General features: G+C 64.7%; 19 protein-coding genes. 16 read left to right on the forward strand and 3 right to left on the reverse strand.

Annotated elements, in window-relative coordinates; translation table 11 throughout:
* Positions 1-6 precede the first annotated feature (6 nt).
* Positions 7-1,341 (forward strand): cytosine permease, encoded by a 1,335-nt coding sequence (locus tag NKF27_RS07400; RefSeq protein ID WP_253555928.1) that lies wholly within the window; start codon positions 7-9, stop codon positions 1,339-1,341.
* Between the two features lie 97 nt (positions 1,342-1,438).
* Here the strand turns inward: NKF27_RS07400 and NKF27_RS07405 are convergent, their stop codons facing one another.
* Together NKF27_RS07405 and NKF27_RS07410 are read right to left on the reverse strand one after the other, a co-directional pair.
* On the reverse strand, positions 1,439-2,317 hold the full coding sequence (locus NKF27_RS07405) for a hypothetical protein (protein WP_253555929.1): 879 nt from the start codon (positions 2,315-2,317) through the stop codon (positions 1,439-1,441).
* 57 nt (positions 2,318-2,374) lie between these two features.
* Positions 2,375-4,558: a S9 family peptidase gene (locus tag NKF27_RS07410; protein ID WP_253555930.1), complete on the reverse strand. Its 2,184-nt coding sequence runs from the start codon at positions 4,556-4,558 to the stop codon at positions 2,375-2,377.
* 70 nt (positions 4,559-4,628) lie between these two features.
* Here NKF27_RS07410 and NKF27_RS07415 point away from each other — a divergent pair, with 70 nt between their 5' ends.
* The 11 genes from NKF27_RS07415 to NKF27_RS07465 all read left to right on the forward strand — a co-directional run bounded on the left by NKF27_RS07415 (position 4,629) and on the right by NKF27_RS07465 (position 18,631).
* Positions 4,629-5,081, forward strand: coding sequence for a hypothetical protein (locus NKF27_RS07415; RefSeq protein ID WP_045993220.1), 453 nt, complete (start codon positions 4,629-4,631; stop codon positions 5,079-5,081).
* 165 nt (positions 5,082-5,246) lie between these two features.
* Positions 5,247-7,061, forward strand: a complete 1,815-nt coding sequence (locus NKF27_RS07420) for a vWA domain-containing protein (protein ID WP_253555931.1) — start codon at positions 5,247-5,249, stop codon at positions 7,059-7,061.
* Between the two features lie 73 nt (positions 7,062-7,134).
* The gene (locus NKF27_RS07425) at positions 7,135-7,422 is read left to right on the forward strand and encodes a type II toxin-antitoxin system HigB family toxin (RefSeq protein ID WP_213228726.1); all 288 of its coding nucleotides are present in this window, start codon (positions 7,135-7,137) and stop codon (positions 7,420-7,422) included.
* A gap of 3 nt (positions 7,423-7,425) precedes the next feature.
* A complete protein-coding gene (locus NKF27_RS07430) occupies positions 7,426-7,839 on the forward strand; it encodes a type II toxin-antitoxin system HigA family antitoxin (protein ID WP_253555932.1) in 414 nt (137 codons plus the stop codon).
* 160 nt (positions 7,840-7,999) lie between these two features.
* On the forward strand, positions 8,000-8,785 hold the full coding sequence (locus tag NKF27_RS07435; RefSeq protein WP_253555933.1) for a class II glutamine amidotransferase: 786 nt from the start codon (positions 8,000-8,002) through the stop codon (positions 8,783-8,785).
* A gap of 125 nt (positions 8,786-8,910) precedes the next feature.
* The gene (locus NKF27_RS07440) at positions 8,911-10,599 is read left to right on the forward strand and encodes an AMP-binding protein (RefSeq protein ID WP_222516940.1); all 1,689 of its coding nucleotides are present in this window, start codon (positions 8,911-8,913) and stop codon (positions 10,597-10,599) included.
* Positions 10,600-10,755: 156 nt separating this feature from the next.
* Positions 10,756-14,778 (forward strand): ATP-dependent RNA helicase HrpA, encoded by a 4,023-nt coding sequence (hrpA, locus tag NKF27_RS07445; protein WP_253555934.1) that lies wholly within the window; start codon positions 10,756-10,758, stop codon positions 14,776-14,778.
* Positions 14,779-14,870: 92 nt separating this feature from the next.
* Positions 14,871-15,998: a beta-ketoacyl-ACP synthase III gene (locus tag NKF27_RS07450; protein ID WP_253555936.1), complete on the forward strand. Its 1,128-nt coding sequence runs from the start codon at positions 14,871-14,873 to the stop codon at positions 15,996-15,998.
* Between the two features lie 160 nt (positions 15,999-16,158).
* Positions 16,159-16,929: a VacJ family lipoprotein gene (locus NKF27_RS07455; protein WP_045993225.1), complete on the forward strand. Its 771-nt coding sequence runs from the start codon at positions 16,159-16,161 to the stop codon at positions 16,927-16,929.
* A gap of 12 nt (positions 16,930-16,941) precedes the next feature.
* On the forward strand, positions 16,942-18,135 hold the full coding sequence (locus tag NKF27_RS07460; RefSeq protein WP_045993226.1) for a PP2C family protein-serine/threonine phosphatase: 1,194 nt from the start codon (positions 16,942-16,944) through the stop codon (positions 18,133-18,135).
* Complete coding sequence (locus NKF27_RS07465) at positions 18,122-18,631, forward strand: STAS domain-containing protein (RefSeq protein WP_045993227.1); 510 nt, start codon at positions 18,122-18,124, stop codon at positions 18,629-18,631. Before NKF27_RS07460 ends, NKF27_RS07465 begins: the two co-directional genes overlap by 14 nt.
* Before the next feature lie 210 nt (positions 18,632-18,841).
* Here the strand turns inward: NKF27_RS07465 and tal are convergent, their stop codons facing one another.
* Positions 18,842-19,780 carry a transaldolase gene (tal, locus tag NKF27_RS07470; RefSeq protein WP_045993228.1) on the reverse strand — a complete coding sequence of 313 codons (939 nt, stop codon included), beginning with the start codon at positions 19,778-19,780 and terminating at the stop codon, positions 18,842-18,844.
* A gap of 132 nt (positions 19,781-19,912) precedes the next feature.
* Between tal and NKF27_RS07475 the strand changes: the two genes are divergently transcribed.
* The 4 genes from NKF27_RS07475 to pstC all read left to right on the forward strand — a co-directional run bounded on the left by NKF27_RS07475 (position 19,913) and on the right by pstC (position 24,574).
* Complete coding sequence (locus tag NKF27_RS07475) at positions 19,913-21,112, forward strand: Bcr/CflA family multidrug efflux MFS transporter (protein ID WP_045993229.1); 1,200 nt, start codon at positions 19,913-19,915, stop codon at positions 21,110-21,112.
* Entirely contained in the window at positions 21,109-21,879 is a 771-nt protein-coding gene (locus NKF27_RS07480; protein ID WP_308812435.1) for a sulfite exporter TauE/SafE family protein, read from the forward strand. Before NKF27_RS07475 ends, NKF27_RS07480 begins: the two co-directional genes overlap by 4 nt.
* A 318-nt stretch (positions 21,880-22,197) precedes the next feature.
* On the forward strand, positions 22,198-23,211 hold the full coding sequence (locus NKF27_RS07485) for a substrate-binding domain-containing protein (protein WP_108132630.1): 1,014 nt from the start codon (positions 22,198-22,200) through the stop codon (positions 23,209-23,211).
* A 106-nt stretch (positions 23,212-23,317) separates the two neighbouring features.
* Positions 23,318-24,574, forward strand: a complete 1,257-nt coding sequence (gene pstC, locus NKF27_RS07490) for a phosphate ABC transporter permease subunit PstC (protein WP_108132631.1) — start codon at positions 23,318-23,320, stop codon at positions 24,572-24,574.
* Positions 24,575-24,578 lie beyond the last annotated feature (4 nt).

Consider the following 24,578-nt stretch of genomic DNA (forward strand, 5'->3'; position numbering starts at 1 on the left):
ACAACCATGAACGACACGACATCCCGCGAGAAGGGTGGGCAAGGCGCTGGCGACTTCGCCGACCGCCCCATGCCCCTGGACCAACGCATGCCCAGGGGCAATCTGATGATGGCCTGGTGGGCGGTATGCAGCGCCATCTTCTACATGGTGGTGGCCGCCGCCATGGCCCGCAGTTACGGCACCACCAACGCGCTGATCGGGATCGCCCTGACGGTGGTCTGCTACGGCGTCATCAATGCGGTGATCAGCCGCTATGCGATACGTACCGGGCTGACCGTGGCGCTGTTTTCCCGGGTCCTGTTCGGTCATCTGGGGGCGATGATCGCGACCCTGATCTTTTTTGCCACGGCGCTCTACTACGCGGTATTCGAAGGCTATGTGATGGCGCTGGTGCTGTCCGAGTGGTCGCCCTCGCTCGGCATGGCCAGCGCTACCCTGATCGTGGTGGTGGTCGGAGTCTCGCTGATCTTCGGCAGCGTCCAGCACTGGCTCGACAAGTTCAACGGCGTGCTGCTGCCGGTGTACATCGTCGGCATGCTGATCGCCGTGGGCATGGCGATGGCCGAGTTCGGCTATCCCTCCGGCTGGCTCTCCCGGGTGCCCGAAGGAGGCGCCAGTCCCTTCGGCTGGCTGTCCACCTTTGCCTACTACATGGGGGTCTGGGTGCTGATGATGTTTACCTTCGACTACGCCCGCTTCGGTCGCGTCGAGGATAGCCGCTTCCATGCCCGCGTCACCTTCGGCATTCCCTTTTATCTGATGACCTTCGTGTTCAGCGGAGTGGTGGGGATCCTGCTCGACGCCTGCCTGCCTACCGACGGCCTGTCGGAGGCGTCCATCGTGTTGGGGCTGCTAGAGTTGATGGGGCTCGGCGGGCTGGCGCTGGTGTGGGTGACCCAGAGCCGCATCAATACCGCCAACTTCTACCTGGCGACGGTCAATCTCGAGGCCTTCGTCGGCAAGCTCACCGGCCTCAAACTCAACAAGATCCTGGCCGGCTGTCTGGTGGGCGGGCTTGCCTACCTGCTGATGCGGGCGGACGTGTTCAGCTACCTGCTGGCGGCCCTGGCCTATCAAGGCGTGTTCGTGGTGGCCTGGGTGGGGGTGGCACTGGCCCATATCCTGTCGCCGGAGGGGCGTCTCGAGGTCGATCTGGACGCTGACATCAGCGCCTTCAACCCTGTGGGGCTGGCGGCCTGGGCCCTGGCGGCGATTGTCGGCATCGCGCTGATGCTGTCGCCGAGTCTGGCCGGAGCCTCGGCACCGCTGTCCTTTGTGGTGGCCTGGGGGATCTACGCCCTGGGCCGTGGTCTGGCCCGGCATGGAGCCACCGCCGCCTGACCGGCTATGACCGGCTAGATAGGGAAACGACAGCGCCGGGCCTCGTGAAGAGGCCCGGCGCCTTGTCGGCAAAGAGGGCTTCGCCGAGTGTTGGCGATCAATTGCCGCTGTGGCTAGCGTCCGTTTGCCGGTCGTCGTCTTCTTCTGTGCTTTCTCCTTCGTTGTCAGCCTGATCGTCATCGCTACCTTGCGGTTCGGCGGCTGTAGCGGCGGCGTCGGGGTCGACCGCTGGCTCTGAGCGCTCGCTTTCCATCGCTTCTTCCATCTCGCCTTCCATGTCACCTTCGAGAGACCCCGACATGGCCCCCTCACCGGTGAACAGCGGACGGGCGTCATCGAGGCTGTTGAAGTCTTCGATCAGGACGGTGGCGTTCTCGGCCTCGCCTTCGTTGCCCTCGGCTTCGACGTAGCTGCTGCCGTCGAAGCGCAGGTGCAGGGCCTGAGCCGGCTGATCGGCGGCCAGGTGGCGCTTGACCACCAGGTCTCGCCAGCCCTCGTGAGATGCTTCGCCAAGCTGGATCGGAGGCTGGGTGGTGGGCTGGGCGCTGATGACGCGGTAGGCGTCGTCCTGGGCTTCGAGGATCAGGGTATCGCAACCACCGGTGCCGCAGACCATCGGGCCGACCACGTGGACCACGGCCTCGTCCTGACCATCGTCGTTCAGGTCACTCCAGCCGACCAGATAGCGAATCTCGCCGAGCTGGGGATCAAAGTTGGCGCGCAGGGACTGCTCCAGTGCCTCGCGGCGATCCGCCGGGCTCATCTCCGAGATGTCGTCGCCTTGTTCGCCGCTGGTGTCGTCTTCACTGGCGGAGTCCGCGCTCTCGTTGCTGCCGCCACCGTTACCGGAGGTGACGTTTTCGCTCTGCTGTGACGCGCCCTCGGACGTCTCGGACTCGTTGTCGTCGGAGCAGCCGACGAGGGAGGTGCCGAGCCATAGCGCAGCGGTGAGGGCGAGCATCGGTTTGGCGTTCATGAAATTCCTTATTCTGAAAGTGGCCGCTAAAGCGGCCAAGGGCGTCCAAAGGTGCGGTCAGGCCTGCGGGTTCTCGTCGGTGGAGCAGGGATGGGGCCTTGGTGATTCGACCGGAGGGTTGCCCATCAGGTCCGCATTCACCAGGTCTGCATCCAGCAAGTCCAGGGCCCAGAGCACGAAGGCATCCTGGCGTGCCCCTTCGCGCCAGGCCTTGAAACGACCCGAGGCGCCGCCGTGACCGGACGTCATGTCGGTCTTCAATAGGGTTGTCCGGTTGGACAGTGCCGCCTGCTCGGCGTTCGCCAGGCTCAGGCGTGCGTAGAGCTTGGCCGGCTCCCAGTAGGGCACACGGCTATCGTGCCAGCCACCCTGCAGGAATACCGGCGGCCAGGCCTCGGCATCGAGGTTGTCCAGCGGTGAATAGCTGCCGATGCGTCGGGCGTCGGCGGCGTGGCTGGGGTTGCCCCATTCGGTGTACTCCGCCGTGGTCAGCGGCAGGTCCGGGTTTTCCATGGTACGCAGGACGTCCACAAAGGGCACGTCGAGTACCGCCGCGCAGAATGCCTGTGGTGCGCGATTGAGGCTGGCGCCCACCAGCAGACCGCCGGCGCTGGCGCCGTAAGCGACGATACGCTGGGGATTCGATACACCCGCGTCGACCAGGGCGTCACGTGCGGCCAGGAAGTCCTCGAAGCTGTTGGGCTTGTGCTCGAGCTTGCCGGCCAGGTACCAGGGCTCGCCGCGCTCACCGCCGCCTCGCACGTGGGCCACCGCGAAGGCCGCGCCACGCCGGAGCAGTTCCAGTCGAGACACCGAGAACCAGGGATCCAGCGCCTCGCCGTAGGCACCGTAGCCATACAGCAGCGTCGGCAGCGGCTGGTTCGCCAGGTCCTTGCGGCAGACCACGGACACCGGCACCCGCTCGCCGTCGTGGGACTCGGCCCACAACCGTTGGCAGTGCAGGTCTTCCGGTGCCAGATCGCCGTGCAGAGGCTGCCGCTTGAGCAGTCGGCGCTCGCCGCTATCAAGATCCAGCGACCACCAGCTTGGCGGGGTGCAGAAGGATTCCTCGCGCAGGCGCAGTACCCGGTCGTCGAAGTGTGGGCTGTCGCCGAGCCCCAGGCTAAGCGGTGCGGGCGAGCAGGGCAGGGGGGCGTCGAGGGTGACGCTGTTGTCGCCGTCGAACTCGAGGCGACGCAGGCGCACCTGGGCCTCGAGGTGGTCGCGTTCGGCGATCACCAGGCCCCAGGCGTAGGCATCGACACCTTCCAGGGTGGTCTCCTGGCGATGGGGCACCAGTACTCGCCGCTGACCGGAGCGGTCTTCGTTCTCCACTTCCAGCTGAAAGTGCACCAGCCCTTCGTTGTGCAACACATAGAAGTGACCGGGACGATGATCGAGGGCGTACTCAACGCCCGGGCGACGGGGCTGAAAGCAGTGCGGGGGAGTCGCTGGCGCGTGGGCCGGAACCAGATGGGTCTCGCTGGTGTCCTTGGAGGCCGACTCGATGGTCAGCCAGGCCCGCGATCGGGTCTTGCCCAGACCGATCCAGAACTCGGCGTCGTCCTCGCGCAGGACCAGCTCGTCGGTCTCGACCCTGGCGTCTGCGCTGGCCGCATCCAGCGACAGGCTGAGCCGCCAGGCGCTGTCGGGTCGCTGGGTGGCGTCGTAGCGGGTGAACAGCAGGGTCTGGCCGTCCTCGGCCCAGCACAGCTCAGGGCCGATGTCGTCCAGCAGTCGATGCTCGGCGCCATCGGGCAGGCGCTTGATGAACAGGCGATAGGTCTCGTCACCCTGGGTGTCCTCGGTCCAGGCCAGCCACTGCTCGTCCGGGGACAGCGCCATGTCACCGAGTTCGAGGAAGGTGTGCTCCTGCGCTCTGGCCTCGAGGTCGAAGAACACCTCGCGCGACTGCGGGGCATCGTTGGGGTGGCGCCACCAGACCGGATAGTCGGCGTCGGCGGCGGTCTCGCTCCACAGGGTGAAGTGGTCCAGGCGACTGGGCAGCCCCTTGACGGCCAGCTCTCGCCGCGCCAGGTGGCCCTGGTAGAGTCGCTCGATCAAGGATTCCAGAGGGGCAAACCAGGTGTCGGCCTGGCGGTTGGCGGCCTCGAGAAAGTCACTCACGGCGGGATCGTCGCGATTCTCGAGCCAGTGCCAGGCGTTATCGTCCTGACGCGTGAAGTCCAGGGCGGGGCCCCGAGTTGCTGCGGCCGGTGCATTTGGCGGCTGTGCTTTCATGGTGCGAGATGTACCATACTCAAGAGAAATTTCATCTGTGCGCGGCGCGCACGTCAGGTTGGAGCATGCAATGTTGATTTCGGATTCCATGTCCACGCTGTGGTTGATCTATGGCGCATTGTCGCTGGTCGTACTGTTGGCTGGCTACCTTGGACTGGCTTTTTTACCGCGCCTGCCACGCCTGGTGCTGACCTGGGCAGTGGCCGGCGTGATGTGGATGCCGTCGATGTTCGAACTGCCGTTGATCGAGGAAGGCCAGGTCTACAGCGGTCAGGCGCCGGCCATCATGGTGGCAGCGGTCGCCTTCATGGACGGCAACAATGGCGTGCTGGTGCCGGCGGCCACGCGCGTCATCGTCGGCGCGGCGATCGGTGCGCTGTTCGGACTGGCACTGTGGTGGAGTGGCCGTCGTCGCCGTCTGCGCAAGGCCGAGGCCGCTGCAGCGGCGCGTGACCAGGACGCAGAGGCTCATGGGACGTCGCGTGAAGAAGGGCGGGAGCGTCAGGAGCCGGTGCTCGGCTAGAAACGGCTGGCGACGTCGCTCTGGCCACCGTGAACGGTGGACCATCGATGAACACGTCGAAGGGGGATGTAAAAGACGTCCACCGCCCACGGCCTGGAGATTCCGGGCGAGTTCCAAGGAGGACACATGGCCAAGCGGGGCCAGCAACGCTGCGGGAAAGGGGTAATGATGGCGACAATCGTGGCGTTGTGCCTGTCGCCGCTGACGGCGCTTGCCCAGTCGGTGACTGGGCAAGCGGGCTCGGATGAGCCACCGGACGTTCGCGTCGTGGTGGACGTGTCCGGCAGCATGAAGACCAATGACCCCAATCGCCTGGCAGGCAGTGCGCTGGACATGCTGGTGGCGCTGTTGCCGAGTGGCGTCAGCGCCGGCATCTGGACCTTCGGCGAGTCGATCGACAATCCGTTGCCTCTGGGGCAGGTCGACGCCCAGTGGCGCGAGCGGGCCTTGGCGCTGCCGCCGGCGCTGGAACAGTATCAGCAGCATACCGATATCGAGGCGGCGCTGCGCACCGCGGCTGCAGCCGAGGGTGACGGCTGGCGCCACCTGGTGTTGCTGACCGACGGGGTGATCGACTTGTCGCCGGGCCGGGGTGCCAAGCCCGACGTGGACCTTGCCTCTCGCCAACGCCTGGTCGAGGCGATGGTGCCGGACCTGGCCAACCAGGGGGTGGCCATCCACGCCATCGCCTTTTCGCCAGGCGCCGACGTTGCCCTGGTCGAGCGACTGGCGCAGCGCACCGGGGGACTTGCGGCGGTGGTCGAGACACCGGACGCCCTGTTGGGCGCCTTTCTCGATATCGTCGAGCGCATCTTCCCGGTGGATCAGGTGCCGCTTGAGGACCGCCGTTTCACCGTCGATGCCGGCGTCGACGATTTTTCCGCGTTGATCTTCCACGACCCCGGCCAGGGAGAGGTGACCCTGGTGGCGCCGGACGGCACCCGTTACACCCGCGAGGCCGCACCCGCAGAGGTGCGCTGGCAGCGGGAACCGCGCTTCGACCTGATCCGCGTACCCGACCCCGCCCAGGGGGAGTGGCGGATCGAAGGTCCTCTGGCGGCGGACTCGCGAATTACCGTCAACAGCGATCGCCACCTGGTGACGGAGGCGCTGCCCGCGACGCTGTATTCCGGCTTCGAGGTGCCGTTGGCGGTGCGTGTCGAAAGTGACGGCGAGGTGACGGTGCCCGAGGGGCTCAAGGTGACGGCGGAGCTGTCCGGCGAGGCGGTGGACGGCCTGCAGATCCTGGCGCTTGGCAACGATGACGGCGTGTTTCGTGGGCGGCTGCCGTCGCCGTCGGGCACCGGCGCCGCCGAACTGGTGATCACCGCCGAGGGCGAGGACTTCCATCGCCGACGGGTGCAGGCCGTCAATGTGCTGCCGGCCGTCGGCGCGGCACTGGACGAATCCGGGCGTCGGGTGACGCTGGTGGCCGAACATCCGCGCCTTGGCCACGACAACACCCGCTTCGAGGCCGATCTGCTGGGCCAGTCGCTGGAGGTGGCCCCGGCAGACGCCAGGCGCTGGAGCCTGGAAATTCCGCCCCAGGAGGATGAGGTCAGCCGTCCGCTGCGGATCTCGGCGGTGGCGACGATCGACGGCAACGAGACCCGCTGGAACCTGCCGCCGCTGTGGATCAATCGCGATGGTGAGGTGGCCCTGGATCGGGCGCTGGCAGGCCCCACCCTCTCTGGTGAACGCTTCGCCGAAGCCAGTGAGCGACAGGCCGAGGAGGAGGCTGGCGAGGCGCTGGCCGACCAGTTTGTGGCGTTGGTGAATGAAGGCCCCGAGCGGCTGGTGCAGTGGTGGCGCGAGGGCAGGCCTGGTCTTGAGCCCGCCCTCGAGCGTGCCCGACATGATCCGCGCAGCTGGCTGGTGGCCGCTATCCTGGCGGTGGTGGTGATCGCCTGGCTGTTGTGGCGTCGCCGGCGCACTCGCCTGGCGGCGGCCGGGTCAACAAGAGAGGAACCCCATGTGTGATGGTGGCGTCTGGTTCATCGCCAGATATAGCAATGTGCTATAGTTGCTTTGTGCAGTGACAGGGAACGCCAGCATGCACGTCATCACCAGGAAGCGCCTACGGGAAGCCGCGATCAGGTGGCCCCATGCCGCCACCGCGCTGGACGTGTGGTATCGGCTCATGAAGGTCAGCGAGCCTGGTGACTTCGCGTCGATGAAGGCGATCTTCCCGGCGGTCGACAAGGTCGGCAAGCACCACGTCTTTGACATCGGCGGAAACAAGATAAGGTTGATCGCGATCGTTCACTACCGCGCCAGACGTGTCTATATCAGAGCCATTCTGGATCACCACCAGTACGACAAGGGTAAATGGAAGGAGTGACTCATGAATGCTGTGCTTGATGAAGCGGCTCGTCACTGGGCGTACATCGCTCCCTTGCTCTCCGAACCCGTCGACGAGGCGGACTATGATGCCAAGGTCGAGGCACTCGATGAACTGCTTGATGTCGTCGGGGACGATGAAGACCATCCTCTGGCGGTGCTGGCCGCACGACTGGGCGACGTGATCGACGCCTACGACACCACGCATCGTCCCATGCCTGATATTTCGGGGACAGAGGTGCTGCGGTACCTGATGGCGGAGCATGGCGTCAGCCAGAGCGAGCTACCTGAAGTGGGTGCTCAGTCGGTGGTCTCCGCCATCCTCGCAGGAAAGCGCTCCCTGAACTGGCGTCAGATCTGCGCTCTCTCCATGCGATTTGGTGTCGCGACGGACGCCTTTAAACCATCACTGCGCTGAACAGGCCCATCCATCATCCTCTGGTTTTCCTGCGCTGGTATTGGGTGCGGTAAACAATGCGCCTGCCTGGATAGTGGAAAGGTGTGGTAGTCCGGTATTCGTGGCACAGTGCGGTGTGCCGACGGCGGTATCTCAAACCAAGACGGAGAGGCGGTAACCCATGTGTGAGCTTCTGGGCATGAGTGCCAATGTGCCCACGGATATCTGTTTCAGCTTTACCGGCTTTCTGCATCGTGGGGGCGGCACCGGCCCCCACCGTGACGGCTGGGGCATCGCTTTTTACGAAGAGGGGGGCTATCGCGAATTTCGCGACCCTCATCCTTCGGTGCACTCGCGAATCGCCCGGTTGATCTGCGAATACCCGATCAAGTCGAATATCGTCATCAGCCACATCCGCCAGGCCAATGTGGGCGGAGTGAAGCTGGCCAATACCCATCCGTTCGTGCGCGAGATGTGGGGGCAGCCCTGGTGCTATGCCCACAACGGCCAGTTGTCCGGCTGGGAGACGCTGGACCTCGCCAGCTATCGACCGGTGGGGTCCACCGACAGCGAGCACGCCTTCTGCTACCTGCTGGGTGAGCTCCGGCGGCGCTATCCAGACCCGCCGGAGGATCGTCGCGGTCTGTGGTCGTCGCTGCACGAGCTGTGCGAGAAGCTCAGAGGTCTGGGCGTCTTCAACCTGCTGCTGGCCGACGGCGAGTACCTGTACACCTATTGTTCCACCAAGCTCGCCCATATCACCCGCCGCGCGCCCTTTGGCGAGGCCAACCTGTCGGACGCCGAGATGGTGGTCAACTTTGTCGAGCACACCACCCCCGACGATGTGGTCTCGGTGCTGGCCACCGAACCGCTCACCGACAACGAAGAGTGGGTACGCATGCAGCCGGGTGAGCTGCTGGTGTGGCGGGAAGGCGAGATCGTGGCCCGTTATCTAAGCGATGAATAGCGGGTTTTAAACGAAAGTTTGAATCAGGCGTATTACAGTCGCTGCGGGACTGGGCTATGGTAGCCAGTGTCGACACCACAATTTGATAATAAGAGGGGACCTGGTCCCCCGAATGGAGAACGCCCATGAGTGAGAACGCCGCTGCATCGATCGTTCGGGGGGAGGCCCTGGAAGGGCTCGATGACTATCATTCGGTGATGGATATCTTCCACCGCTCCGTCAAGCGCTACGACGAAAAGGTGGCCTTCTCGTGCATGGGCAAGTCCCTGACCTACGCCGAGCTTGACCGGCTGTCCGGTGATTTCGCCGCCTGGCTGCAGCACGAGACCAACCTTGAGCCCGGTGATCGGGTGGCGATCCAGTTGCCGAACCTGCTGCAGTTCCCGGTGGCGGTGTTCGGCGCCATTCGCGCCGGCATGGTGGTGGTCAACACCAATCCGCTGTACACCGAGCGCGAGATGACCCACCAGTTCAAGGATTCCGGCGCCAAGGCGATCCTGATCCTGGCCAACATGGCAGACAAGCTCGAGCGGGTGCTGGACAAGACCGACATCGAGCATGTGGTGATCACCGAGATCGGTGATCTGCACGACTTCCCCAAACGACCGCTGATCAACTTTGTGGTCAAGTACGTCAAGAAGATGGTGCCGCGCTACTCGATCCCCAAGGCGGTCAGGTTGCGTCAGGTGCTCAAGCAAGGCGCCTCCCTCGAGCACCGTGAGGTAGAACGCGAGCTCGACGATATCGCCGCGCTGCAGTACACCGGGGGGACCACCGGGCTTGCCAAGGGCACCATGCTGACCCACCGCAATCTGGTGGCCAACATGCTGCAGGCCAAGCAGATCATCGGGGGTGGCTTGAGCGAGGGTAGTGAGGTGGTGGTCGCGCCGCTGCCGGTCTATCACATCTATACCTTTACGGTGAACTGCCTGTTCATGCTGGAAGGCGGCAACCATTCGCTGCTGATCACCAATCCGCGGGACCTCGATACCTTTATCAAGGAGCTCTCGAAGACGCGTTTCACCGGCTTCGTCGGGCTCAATACGCTGTTCAATGCGCTATGCAATCGTGACGATTTCAAGGCGCTGGACTTCTCCCACCTGCACCTGACCATCTCCGGCGGCATGGCGCTGACCAAGGCCGCGGCCAAGCGTTGGGAAGAGGTGACGGGCTGCCCCATCGCCGAGGGTTACGGCCTGACCGAGACCTCGCCGATCGTCAGCTTCAACCCGGTGGAGGCGATCCAGCTGGGCACCATCGGCCGCCCCGTCGCCGGCACCGAGCTCAAGCTGTGCAACCCTGACGGTGGCGACCCCGAGCCGGGCGAGCCGGGCGAGCTGTGCGTGCGCGGCCCCCAGGTGATGAAGGGATACTGGAACCGCGATGACGAGACGGCCAAGGTCATCGATGCCGATGGCTTCTTCCACACCGGTGACATCGCGGTCATCCAGGACGATGGCTACGTGCGTATTGTCGATCGCAAGAAGGACATGATTCTGGTGTCCGGCTTCAACGTCTATCCCAATGAGATCGAGGACGTGGTCGCGGCCCATCCCAAGGTGGTCGAGTCCTGCGCCGTCGGGGTGCCCGACGAGACCAGCGGCGAAGTCATCAAGCTGTTCGTGGTGGCCAAGGACAGCTCCTTGACCAGTGACGAGCTGCGCGCCTGGTGCAAGCAGGAGTTGGCCGGCTACAAGGTGCCCAAGCTGGTGGAGTTTCGTGACGAACTGCCCAAGACCAACGTCGGCAAGGTGCTCCGGCGCCAGTTGCGTGACGAAGGCAGCACCGAAACCGGGACCGGCACCGACGGCTGACGCCCGCCGACAAGGTCCGGGGAAGGGCAGGGGCCGGCGATTGGCCCTTGCCTTGGCTGCGGCGTTACAATAGCGCCCTTTGCGTTGCGGGAGCCTTCCCGCCCCGCGTCCGTGCGACGCGGCGCCCATGATCCACCCGGAGCCTTCGACCCCAACGTGAGTAGTTCTACGCCCACCGCCCAGCAAAACGCCGACGACGCCTCTCGCCTGAAGTCTCTGACCGAAGGACTGGAACAGGTGATGCTTCGCGATCGCCCGACGCTGGCCAAGCGTCTGGCCGGTCTCGAGCGTCGTCGACGCGACGGCAAGCCCATCGACCGGGGACTCAAGGAGGTCGAGCACCACTGGCAGCGCTCCCGTCAGACCCTGGCCTCGCGCCAGGCGCGCCCGGTCACGCTCGACTATCCCGAGCAGCTCCCGGTGGCGGCGCGGCGTGCCGATATCCTCAAGGCACTGGAGTCCCATCAGGTGGTGGTGGTGGCCGGCGAAACCGGCTCCGGCAAGACCACCCAGCTGCCCAAGCTGTGTCTGGAGCTGGGGCTTGGCCGTCGCGGTCTGATCGGCCACACCCAGCCGCGGCGCCTGGCGGCGCGCTCGGTGGCGACCCGTCTGGCAGAAGAACTGCAGGTGCCGCTGGGCGAGCAGGTGGGTTATCAGGTCCGCTTCACCGACCAGACCAACGACGACACCCTGGTCAAGCTGATGACCGACGGCATCCTGCTGGCGGAGACCCGCCAGGATCCGGACCTGCGCCGCTACGACACCCTGATCATCGACGAGGCCCACGAACGCAGCCTCAATATCGATTTCCTGCTCGGCTACCTCAAGCGCCTGCTCGATCGCCGCCCGGATCTCAAGGTCATCATCACCTCCGCCACCATCGATGTGGAGCGCTTCAGTCAGCACTTTGCCAGCCGAGACCAGGACGGCGTCGTGCGTCCTGCTCCGGTGGTGGAGGTCTCGGGTCGTACCTACCCGGTGGAGGTGCGCTATCGTCCGCTGATCCGCGACGAAGATGACGAGGAAGACCGCACCCTCAGCGAGGGTATCCTTCACGCGGTGGAGGAAATCGAGACCATCGAGCGTGAAAAGCGCTGGTTCCATGGTCCCCGCGATATCCTGGTGTTTTTGCCCGGTGAGCGTGAGATCCGCGAGACCGCCGACGTGCTCCGGCGCGCTGATCTCAAGAGCACAGAGATACTGCCGCTCTACGCCAGGCTGTCGAACGCCGAGCAGAACCGCGTGTTTGCTCCCCACAGCGGGCGGCGCATCGTGCTCGCCACCAACGTGGCCGAGACCTCGCTGACGGTGCCGGGTATCCGCTACGTGATCGACCCGGGGCTGGTGCGCATCAGTCGCTACAGCTATCGCGCCAAGATTCAGCGCCTGCCGGTGGAGGCGGTCAGCCAGGCCAGCGCCAATCAGCGCAAGGGCCGCTGCGGTCGGGTGGCGGAAGGCGTGTGCATCCGTCTGTATGACGAAGACGACTTCCTGGCGCGCCCTGAGTTTACCGATCCGGAGATCCGGCGCACCAACCTGGCCTCGGTGATCCTGTCGATGCTGTCGCTGAAGCTGGGCGACATCCAGGACTTTCCCTTCGTCGATCCACCTGACTCGCGCTTTGTCACCGATGGCTTCAAGTTGCTCTATGAGCTGGGTGCGGTCGACGACAACAGCCGCCTGACGACATTGGGGCGACGGCTGGCGCGACTACCCATCGATCCGCGCCTGGCCCGCATGGTGCTGGCCGGGGTCGAGCAGCAGAGCCTGCGCGAGGTGCTGATCGTGGTCTCGGCGCTGGCGGTGCAGGACCCGCGTGATCGACCCTCCGACAAGCGCGAAGCCGCCGATCAGGCCCACCGCCGCTGGCAGGATCCGGATTCCGACTTCGTGGCGCTACTCAATCTGTGGCACGGCTTCGAAGCCGCCCGAGAGGAACTCTCGGGCAACCGGCTGCGTCGCTGGTGTCGCGATAATTTCCTGAATTACCTGCGCCTGCGCGAGTGGCACGATACCTTCCGCCAGTTGCGTCAACTGCTCAAGGACATGGATATCCAGGTGCCGTCGGCCAGGCCCGCCATCGCCGCCGAAGGTGAAGATGACGATGGTCAGGCCAAGGAGCGAAAGCGTCAGCAGACGGTGGCCATGCACAAGGCGCTGTTGACCGGCCTGCTGAGCCACCTGGGCATCCTGACCGAGAACCGCGAGTATCTTGGGGCGCGCAATCGCAAGTTCATGATTCATCCGGCATCGGGGCTTTCGAAGAAGTCTCCGAAGTGGGTGATGGCGATGGAGCTGGTCGAGACCTCGAAGCTGTTCGCGCGCAGCGTGGCCAAGGTCGAGCCACAGTGGATCGAGCCTCTGGCGGGCCATCTGGTCAAGCGCAGCTACAGCGAGCCCCATTGGGAGATGAAGCGGGCACAGGTGGTGGCCTTCGAACAGGTCACCCTGTTCGGGCTGCCGATCGTGGCCCGGCGCAAGTTCCACTATGGCCCCATCGCCCCGGTCGAAAGCCGTGAGCTGTTTATCCGCCGGGCGCTGGTGGAAGGCGAGTTTCGCACCAAGGGCGAGTTCTTCGCCCACAACCGGGCACTGATCGACGAGGTTGAGGACCTCGAGGATCGCGCACGGCGGCGCGACATTCTGGTGGACGAGGAGCAGCTGTTCGACTTCTACGACGCTCGCCTGCCTGAGGATATCGTCAACGGCAAGGGCTTCGAAGCCTGGCGCCGCAAGGCCGAGCGCAGTGACCCTGAGCTTCTCAAGTTCGACCGTCAGGCGCTGCTGGCACGGGAGGCGGATGACGTCACCGGTGACGCCTATCCTGACGAGCTGTCGATCGACGGTGTGCGCTATCCGCTGGCTTATCACTTCGCGCCGGGGGCCGAGGATGACGGTGTGACCATGACGGTGCCGGCGGCGATGCTGTCTCAGCTGTCGTCGTCTCGCCTCGAGTGGCTGGTGCCGGGATTGCTCCGGGACAAGTGCATCGCCCTGTTGAAGTCGCTGCCCAAGTCGATACGCCGACAGGTGGTGCCGATACCCGACTGGGTCGACGCGGCGCTGGAGGCACTGGTGCCCGGGGACGGCAGCCTGACCGAGGCGCTCGGTGAATTTCTGCGGGTCAAGACCGGGCTGCGCCTGTCGCCGGACGACTGGCGCCTCGATCAGCTCGAGCCCCATCTGGTGATGAACCTCAAGGTGGTCGACCACAGCGGCAAGGTGCTGGGCCAGGGCCGCGACCTGCGGGCGCTGGAGCGGCGTTTCGAGGCTGCCGCCAGTCAGGGTGCCCGGGCGCTGGCCAAGAGCGTGGAGAGCCAGTCCGAGCTGTCGGGCTTCCCCGAGCAGGCATTGCCGGAATCGCGGGTGACCTCCCAGGCCGGGATTCGTGTCGAGGCATTCCCGGCGCTGGTGCCTTCGTCTAGCGGGCTCACTCTCGAGCTGTTCGATCATCCGGCCAAGGCCCATGAAGCGCATCGCCGCGGGGTGGTCAAGGCGGCGATGGAACGGCTGCCAGATCAAGTGAAGGCCATCGAGCGTACCCAGGGACTGTCGACCTGTGCTCTATTGTTCGCCAAGGTAGGCAGCAAGCGTGCACTGACCGAAGATGTGGTGACAGCCGTCTTCCGGCAGGTCGTGGCGGTGGACCCGCTGCCGCGCAGTGCCGAGGCCCTGGAACAACGCATTCAGGCGGTTCGCCAGGATATCGTTCCCCATGCCGACAAGCTGGTGGCGGTGCTCAAGCCGGCACTGGAGGGCCACCTGGCGGTGACAAAGGCGTTGAAGGGTAACCTGAGCCTGTCGCTGGCGCTGGTATACAGTGACCTCAAGGCACAGATGCAGCGGCTGGTGTACCCGGGCTTCGTGACCGACGCCGGTGCCTGGCTCGAGGCTTATCCGCGCTACATGGAGGCCGCCCAGGTGCGCCTGGAGAAGGCCCCGCGCGAGCGCATGCGCGACCAGATGCTGATGCAGACGGTGCAGGACTTCGAGACGCGCCTCGAGACGCGTCGACAGGCCGAGCACCGAGGCGGCGTCGAAGATCCATCGCTGGTGGAGTTTCGCTGGTGGATCGAGGAGTTGAGGGTATCGCTGTTCGCGCAGCAGCTGGGTACCGCCATGCCGGTATCGGAGAAGCGCCTGGAGAAACGCTGGGCGGAATTGACCGGGCGGGGGTAAGGCCCCCGCGCCAAAGATGACGAAAGTGAGTGACCGCCCCGGGCGGTCGCGATCGACCGGCGGCACCGAGGTGCCGCATGAAGGAGAAGGGCATGACCCCAGCGAAGGTGCTTATTACCGGCAGCGGCCTGTATACCCCGGCCAACGCCATCGACAACGACGCCCTGGTGGCGTCGTACAACGCCTGGGTGGATGCCGAGAATGCCCGCCACCGCGAGGCGATCGAGGCCGGGGAACGTGACGCCCTGGCCCATTCCAGCAGTGAATTCATCGTCAAGGCCTCGGGTATCCACAGCCGCTACGTTCTGGATGCCGAGGGTATCCTTGATCCTGAGCGCATGCGCCCGAAGCTCGACGAGCGCGACAACGACAGCCCCGGCATCCAGTGCGAGATGGCGCTGGCCGCCTCGCACGAGGCGCTGGCCGCAGCGGGGGTCGAGGCCGCCGACATCGACCTGGTGATCGTGGCCTGCTCGAATCTGGAGCGCCCCTATCCGGCGGTGGCGGTGGAGTTGCAGCGTGCGCTGGGCACCGGGGGCTACGCCTTCGACATGAACGTGGCCTGTTCCTCGGCCACCTTCGCCATCGACAACGCCGCCAATGCCATCCGCTCCGGCGGCGTGCGCCGCGCCTTGGTGGTCAACCCCGAGGTGTGTTCGGCACACCTGAACTTCCGCGACCGCGACAGCCACTTCATCTTTGGCGACGCCTGTACCGCCCTGGTGCTGGAAAGCGACCAGGTGGCGAAAGCCGAGACACGGTTCGAGGTGCTCGGGACCCGACTGGTGACGCAGTTTTCCAACGCCATTCGCAACAATGCGGGCTTTCTCAACCGCGTCACCGACGCCGACCCCCAGGCAGCCGACAAGCTGTTCGTGCAGGAAGGCCGCAGGGTCTTCAAGGAAGTCTGCCCGATGGTGGCACAGTTGATCCGTGACCACCTGGAGAGCCTGGATATCGCGCCTGGTACGCTGTCGCGGCTATGGCTGCATCAGGCCAATCGACACATGAACGATCTTATCGCACGACGGGTGCTGGGCCAGGAGCCTGCTCCGGATCAAGCGCCGATTATTCTTGACCGTTACGCTAATACAAGTTCTGCCGGTTCGATCATCGCGTTCCATCTACATCATCAGGACCTGGAACCGGGCGCTACCGGGGTGGTGTGTTCCTTCGGCGCGGGCTACAGTGCGGGCTGCGTGGTGATTCGCAGGGACTGAGGCCGACCCTCCGGGGAACCGACAGCTGACTCGTCGGCGGAACCAGACGACTGCCGTACGCAGAGGCGTCGTCGCTGACGCTACCCGGAGTCCAACCCCGGACAACAGCGCCGATAGATTGACGATCGTGACAAGGACAGGCAAGGGAGGCAGTCGAACGATGAACGCGAACTACAGCGGTGCCCTGGGCAAGGGCATGCAGAGGGGTGTCCTGGTCATGGCCGTCGCCCTGGCGGCAAGTGGCTGCGCCAGCAGCGGCGTATCCAGCGAGCCCAATCCAGCGGACCCCTGGGAGGGCTTCAATCGCAGGGTCTTCGCCTTCAACGATGTGCTGGATCGCTATGCACTCAAGCCTGCCGCCCAGGGGTATCGCTACGTGACCCCGGACCCGCTCGAGCGCGGTGTCAGCAACTTCTTCGACAACCTCGGCGAAGTGCGCACGGTGTTCAACAGCCTGTTGCAGGGCAAGGGTGCCAATGCGGGCAACTCGAGCATGCGCTTTTTGATGAACACCACCTTCGGTCTGGGTGGTCTTCTGGATCCGGCGACCCATGCCGGCTTTATCGCCGACGAGGAAGACTTCGGCCAGACCCTGGCTGCCTGGGGCGTGGGCGAGGGGCCCTTCGTGGTGCTGCCGTTCCTCGGCCCCAGCACAGTGCGTGACACCAGCGCCTTGCCGGTCGACTGGTACACCTACCCGCTGACCTACGTCGAGGACGACACCGTGCGCTACTCGCTACGCGGTCTCGAGCTGCTCGACGCGCGTGCCAGCCTTCTCGATCAGGAGGATCTGATTCGCGGTGATCGCTACAGCTTCATTCGTGACGCCTGGCTACAGCGTCGTCGTTTCGAGGTCACCGATGGTGAGCTTGGTGACGACAGCTTTATCGACGATGGCTTTGACTACGACGAAGATGCCTTCGCCGAGTAAGGTGGCATCTGCATGCAAGCAGCCAAACCTCTGATCGGGGTAATCGACCACCCGGGCGAGCACCGCGACGCCCTGGTGGACGCGATTGCTCGCGACGGACTTGCGGTCTTTGCCGCCGCCAGCGCCGATGAGCTTCCCGGCTCCACGGCGCTGGTGGTAGCACATTCGCTGGCGGTACCGAGTCGCGAGTGGATGGTGCTGGCCGAGCGCTGGCCCACCCTGGTGGTCAGCGAGGACCGGCGAGACGACGATCTGCTCAAGGCCGTTGACGCGGGCCTTGTCGACTACGTGATCGACCCCTTGCGCCATGCCCATCTGCTCAGGCGGATGATCCGGCGTGTGGTGGACGTCAATCGTCTGGCCCGGGAGCGCGAAGAGGATCGAGCGCGACTGGAAGAGCTCAACGAGAGCCTGGAGACCCACCTGGCGATGCTCCGGCTCGACCAGCAGGCCGGCGGTCAGATCCAGCGTCGCATGCTGCCGCCGAGGCCGCAGCAGCTGGGGGCGATCGGATGTGACTACTGGCTTGCGCCCTCGTTGTATCTGTCAGGCGACTTTCTCGATATCCAGGCGTACAATGAGCGCTATACATTATTCTATTTCGCTGATGTGTCGGGCCACGGAGCCTCGTCCGCCTTCGTGACGGTGCTGCTCAAGTACCTGTTCAATCGCTGGCAAGGCGAGTGGGACGGTGAAGCACCCGAGGCATTGCCGCCGCGCTGGCTGTCCCAGTTGAATCGGGAGCTGCTGGACACGGGGATCGGCAAGCACGCCACCCTGTTCGTCGGCGTGATCGACCAGCAGAAGCGCTATCTGCACTATTCTCTCGGCGCGCAGCTGCCGATGCCGCTATTGAAGTCCGACGAGGGCGTCACCACGCTGGCGGGAGAGGGCATGCCGGTCGGGTTGTTTCCGGAGGTCAGTTATCCGGCACTGGGATGTGACTTGCCCGATGACTTTTCGCTCTGGCTCTGCTCCGATGGGGTGCTGGAGTGCTTGCCGGGGGACAGTCTCGAGGCGCGCCTTGACGATCTCAGGCAGCGGGTCGAAGACAGCGATTCCCTGGATACGATGCGTCGGGGGCTGGCCCTGGGGGCGCTCTCCAGCGATGAAGAAGCGCTGGAGGATCCCACCTCGGGGCGCGAAGAGCTGCCCGACGACTTGACGATCATGTTGGTGAGCGGGTTTGGCGATGAAAGTGCATGAAGGTCGACTGAAGGCGGCATTCGAGGCCGGTGTGTTCGTCCTGAAGCTATGTGGCGACGTGCGCCTGACCCTGTGTGCCACCCTGGATCTCCAGGCCCAGCAACTGGCCGACACGCCGGGACTCAAGGCGGTGATGATCGACCTGCGCGAGGCCAGCAACGTCGATTCCACGGCGCTTGGCTTCCTGGCCAAGGTGGCCATGGCGCTGCGCGGCAAGCTCGAGCAGGCGCCGACCATCGTGGCCGACAATCCCGACGTCAAGCGGATGCTCGAGGTGATGGGCTTTGGCGCTTTCTTTACCTTGCTGGAGCGTCCCATCGCCGAGGTCGACGACTTCGAGGAGCTCCCCGAAGTGCCCGCCGATGAAGAGGGGCTGCGGGAGCGCATCCTCGAAGCGCATCGTATCCTGATGCGCATGAACGAGCATAACCACGAACAGTTCCAGCCGCTGGTCGAGATGCTCGAGGCCCAGAACGACGCTTCGCACAAGGCCTGATCCTGCCCTTGCCGGGCCTGACGTCGACGCGCCGAAGGCGTGTTCAGCAGAAGGCGCCGAAGGCGTAGAAAATGGCGAACTCCGAAAGCGGAAAGCGGTGTCAGATCGCCGCAAGCTGGCAACCGCATAATGCAAGAGGGCGATCCATGGATCGCCCTCTTGATCATCTGCAGCCAGGCCCAGCCAGGCTTGCCGGGGGTGCGCCCGTGATCATCCCTGGCGCAGTTCGGTCAGCAGGGTTTCCAGCTTGCGCTGATCGGCCATGAACTTGCGGATGCCTTCGGCCAGTTTTTCGGTGGCCATGGCGTCTTCGTTCATGGCCCAGCGGAAGTCGTCTTCGGTCTGGGGCTCCGGTGCGCTGGTCTCGGCGTCGCTGCGCACGAGGCGGCGTTCGAGAGCGCCTTGCTGACCGTGCAATTCCTCGAGCAGTGCAGGCGAGATGGTCAGACGATCGCAGCCGGCCAGCGCCTTGACCTCGTCGGTGTTGCGGAAGCTCGCGCCCATCACGATGGTCGAGTAGCCGTGGCCCTTGTAGTGGTCGTAGATGCGCTTGACCGATTGCACGCCGGGATCGTTGTCGCCGCTGAAGTCGGCCTCCGGCTGCTGGGCCTTGTGCCAGTCGAGGATGCGGCCGACGAAGGGCGAGATCAGCGTGACCCCGGCATCGGCGCAGGCCTGGGCCTGGGCGAAGCTGAACAGCAGCGTCAGATTGGTGCGGATGCCTTCTCGCTCCAGCGTCTTGGCGGCACGAATGCCTTCCCAGGTGGACGCCACCTTGATCAGGATGCGCTCGGCGCCGACGCCCTTGCGGGCATAGCGCTCGATCAGTGAATGGGCGCGGGCCAGGGTACCTTCGGTATCGAACGATAGCCGTGCGCTGACCTCGGTCGACACATAGCCAGGCACCAGCTCGCTGATCTCGCTGCCGATGTCCACCGCCACGGCATCGAGGGCGTCATCGATGTCGTTGGCCTCCTTGGCAATGGCGGCCAGGCGGGCGCGACGATCGGCGTGGCTGGCGGCCTGCAGGATCAGCGACGGGTTGGTGGTGGCGTCGGTGGGCTGGAAGCGACGAATGGCGTCCAGGTCGCCGGTGTCGGCGACCACCGTGGTCATCGCCTTCAGTTGGGTCAGCAGATCGTCTGCCATGTGGCAATCTCCGTAGTTGGGCGGTGGTGAGCTGGACCTACTGTACCAAGGCGTCGATGTGGACAACAGCCGCAGCGGCGTCACGATCAACCCGATGACAATTTTTCAAACCTTGTTCTTCATGGAGCGCCTGTGTCCCTGAATGCCCGGCGTGTCGCCCTGCTGGTGGCCGCCAATACCGCCCTTGCCCCCTTCGCCATCGACGCCTATCTGCCGGCCATGCCGGCGCTGGCCGAGTCGGTGGGGGCCAGTGTTCATCACACCGAGCTTTCACTCAGCGTGTTCATGGTCGGCTTTGCCGTGGGCCAGCTCACCTGCGGGCCGCTTTCCGACCGCATCGGACGCAAGCCGGTGCTGCTGGCCGGACAGATCCTGTTCTTGATCGCCAGTCTGGTGATCGTCAGCGTCGATTCGTTGACGGAGCTTCTGGTCTGGCGCTTTGTCCAGGCGCTGGGCGGCGGCGCCTGCGTGGTCAATTCCGCAGCCATCGTGCGCGACTGTTTCAGTGGCCGCGAGGCGGCCAAGGTCATGTCGACCATGGCGATGATCCTGATGCTGGCGCCGCTGGTGGCGCCGATGGTCGGCAGCCTGCTGCTGTACCTGGCCGACTGGTGGCTGATCTTCGTCTTCCTGGCGGTCTATGCCGCCTTCCTGATGTGGCTGCTCGGGGCCTTTCTGCCGGAGACCCGGCCAGCAGGGGCACCGGTGGCCTCGCCCCGTCAGGTGCTGCGCAACTACGCAAGTGTGCTGACCGACCGTCAGGCCATGGGCTACATCCTGGCGGTGGCGGCGTCCTTCGCCGGCATCTTTGCCTTCGTCACCTCGTCGCCGTTTCTCTACATGCAGCACTACGGGCTGTCGCCGGCGGCCTATCCCTTCGTCTTTGGTGCCAATGTGGTGGTGATGGCGCTGTCCAACCGGGTCAATATTCGCCTGCTGCGTCGGCGTACACCCCAGCAGAACCTGCGCCTTGGTCTCGCCATTCAGCTGGTCGCCGCCGGCGGCCTGCTGGTGGTAGTGGCCACGGGGACGGACTCGCTGTTCACGGTGGTGCCTCTGGTGATGGCGTTTCTGGGCGTGGTGGGTCTGATCTCGCCCAACGCCATTTCGTCGCTGCTGGAGCGTTTCAGTCATATGAGCGCTACCGCCACGGCGCTGCTCGGCAGTATCCAGTTCAGCAGTGCAGCACTGTCCGGTGCCCTGGTCACCGCCTTTGAAATCGACTCTGCCTGGCCCATGGTGATCGCCATGGTCACGGTGGCGTTGATCGGCAACGTCGGCCTGCGCGTGCTCGCCGGACGTCCGCCTCGGGTCGAGGAGGCGGCGTCATGATGGCGTCGTTGCTGGCCGCAGTGCAGGACTGCGCAAGGGAGTGGTGGGTGCTCAGCGAGCTGACCCTCGGCTCGTGGCTGTGGGTGGGGGCAGTACTGGCGTTGGGGACCTTCGTCCAGCGTACCACCGGCTTCGGCATGGCGGTGGTGGGGGCGCCACTGATCCTGTTGAAGGCGCCGTCCCTGGTGCCGGTGGTGCTGGTGGTCTACGGCTTTCTGGTGTCCTGTCTGGTGGTACGCCGCTATCGCCGGGAAGTCGCCATGACCGATATCTCCATGGCGTTGGTGGGCAAGGTGCCGGGAACCCTGCTCGGGGTCTGGCTGTTGCTGGTGGCACCCATGGCGACGCTGGAGGTGATGATCGCCAGCATCGTGCTGTTTGCGGTGGTGGTGACGCTGTTCAAGCTGCGTCTGCCGGTCAACCGCTCGTCACTGTTTGGTGCTGGTTTTCTGTCGGGAGTGTTCGGTGCCGTGGCGGCGATCGGCGGACCGCCCATCGTGCTGCTGATGCACGGCATGCCGATGGACCGCCTGCGGGGCAACCTGGCGGCGTTCTTTCTTATCTCGTCGTTGATGACCCTGGCGAGCCTGGCCGCCGTGGGCAGGGTGCCGCTGTGGCTGTTGGGCGTGAGCCTCAGTTTCATGCCCATGGTGGTGGCGGGCCACGCCCTGGGGGCGGTGCTGGCGCCGAAGTTGCCTCGGCGACTGTTGCAGGCGGCGTCCTTGACCCTGTGCGCCGCGGCGGCATTGGGGCTATTGATCAGCTGACCCGGTTGTTTCATGTTGTCGCTATCGAAGCGACACCAGATTGGCCGTCCGGCGCAAAGCCGGGCGGCCTTTTTTTGCGGCACCTTCTTTTGTGTCCGCTCAGGTTGCCGTCGGCTGTAAAAGCGTGGCAATGACCGGGGTCGCGGTGACAGGGCCGTGACGCCGTCATGACATGGCCGGGCAGGAGGAGGGGAAGGGGGGAAGCGTAAGAGGTATCGGGAAGGCGTCAACCGGAGTGTGCTGTCATGAAGCTGTCATTTTTCTGCGGCATTGTGTGTTTCGCGAAGGTTGACCATCTCATCATCAGGAGCTTTCTCCATGAACCGCATCCTCAAGACCACCGCTATCGCCGCCGCCGTCATGGGCGTGGTGGGTGTCGCTCAAGCCCGCGATCAAGTCCGTATCGTTGGTTCCAGCACCGTCTACCCGTTCTCGAGCTACGTGGCCGAAGAGTTCGGTGCCACCACCGACTTCCCGACGCCGGTCATCGAGTCCACCGGTTCCGGTGGCGGCATGAAGCTGTTCTGCTCCGGTCTGGGTGACGATACCCCGGACATCACCAACGCCTCGCGTCGCATGAAGACTTCCGAGTTCGAGACCTGTGAAGCCAACGGTGTGACCGACATCACCGAAGCCTTCATCGGCTATGACGGCATCGCCTTCGCCCAGTCCGGCGACAACGAGGCGATGGACGTCACCCGCGAGCAGATCTTCCTGGCGCTGGCCGCCAAGGTGCCGGTCGATGGTGAGCTGGTCGACAACCCCTACACCAAGTGGAGCGACATCGATTCCTCGCTGCCGGATCGCGAGATCGCCGTCTATGGGCCGCCCACCACCTCCGGTACCCGTGATGCCTTCGCGGAGCTTGTGATGGAAGCCGTTTCCGAGGACATGGAGGCCTACGGCGGTGAAGGTTACACCGACGTGCGCGCCGACGGTGCCTTCATCGACGCCGGCGAGAACGACAACCTGATCGTTCAGCGCCTGGCCGAGAACACCGATGCCTTCGGCATCTTCGGCTACTCCTTCCTGGAAGAGAACTCCGACACCCTGATCGGCTCCAGCATCGACGGCGTCGAGCCGACTCCGGACGCCATCGGCAGCGGTGAGTACCCGGTGTCTCGCTCCATGTTCTTCTACGTGAAGAACCAGCACGCCGAAGACGTGCCGGCCATGTACGAGTACGCCAACATGTTCATGAGCGAGCAGATGGTCGGTGACCTCGGCTACCTCAAGGGCATCGGCCTGATCCCGGCGCCGGAAGACGAGCGCGCCGAGGCTCGTAGTGCCGTCGAGAACCACGAGACCCTCGAGCTGGCCGACCTGAAGTAAGGGACACGGTCCTGATCACGCCGGCCGGCATCCTGCAACGGGTGTCGGCCGGTACACGTTCCGGCAAGCCCATGCTTGCTTGAGCATAGAACCCCGAGAGACACCCATGCAGACCAATCAACTCCTGGCGATGTTCAGCGGCTCGCTGCTTCTGCTCGGTCTGATCGCCTTCTTCCTGGCCCGCGGCAAGGCCGCCAGAGTCCGAGCCTCCGGCACCTCCATGTACGCTCAGCCTGATCAGTACGGCTGGTTCACCGTCATGTCCACGGCGGGTCCGGCGCTGGTGGTCGGTGCCGTGGGTAGCTTCATCATGCTGCTCGTGGGTGCCGAGATTCCGCCGCTGCTGCTGCTGGCCAGTTGCCTGGTTATCGCCTGCATCGGCCTGGTGCTGGGCGTGGCGATGGTGCGTCCCGACTTCCACGCGCGTCAGGCGATCGAGCGGGTCATCCGCTTCTTTCTCGCCGGCGCGGCCCTGATCTCCATCTTCACCACCCTGGGGATCCTGCTGTCCATCGTCTTCGAGGCGATCCGTTTCTTCCAGATGCAGAGCTTCTGGGACTTTATCACCGGCACCACCTGGAACCCGGGTGCCAGCTTCCTCGAGGCCGCCGGTCGCGCCGAGGAAGGGGCCAGTGCCGCCAAGTTCGGTTCGGTGCCGCTGTTCGCCGGTACCTTCATGATCACCTTCATCGCCATGCTGGTGGCGATTCCGATCGGTCTGCTGGCGGCCATCTACATGGCCGAGTTCGCGCCGCCCAAGGTGCGTACCATCGCCAAGCCGGTGCTCGAGGTGCTGGCCGGCATTCCGACCGTGGTCTACGGCTTCTTCGCCGCCATCACGGTGGCGCCGATCATCGTTGCCGTGGCCGGGTTCTTCGGTCTCGAGGCCTCGTTCAACAACGCCCTGGCCCCGGGCATCGTCATGGGCATCATGATCATTCCGTTCATCTCCTCGCTGTCCGATGACGTCATCAACTCGGTGCCCAACAGCATGCGCGAAGGTTCGCTGGCGCTGGGCCTGACCAAGGGCGAGATGATTCGCGACATCGTGGTGCCGGCAGCCCTGCCGGGCATCATCTCGGCCTCGCTGCTGGCGGTGTCCCGGGCGCTGGGCGAGACCATGATCGTGGTGATGGCGGCAGGCATGCGCCCCAACCTGACCTTCAATCCGCTGGAAGACATGACCACCGTGACCGTGCGCATCGTCGCCGCGCTGACCGGTGACCAGGAATTCGCCAGTGCCGAGACGCTGTCGGCGTTCGCACTTGGACTGATGCTGTTCGTGGTGACCCTGAGCCTGAATCTGGTGTCGGTGATCATGATCCGTCGCTTCCGCGAAAAGTATCGCGTCAACAACCTGTAAGCCG

The sequence above is a fragment of the Halomonas sp. DN3 genome, assembly GCF_024137905.1.
GTDB classification, from domain to species: Bacteria; Pseudomonadota; Gammaproteobacteria; order Pseudomonadales; family Halomonadaceae; genus Halomonas; species Halomonas litopenaei.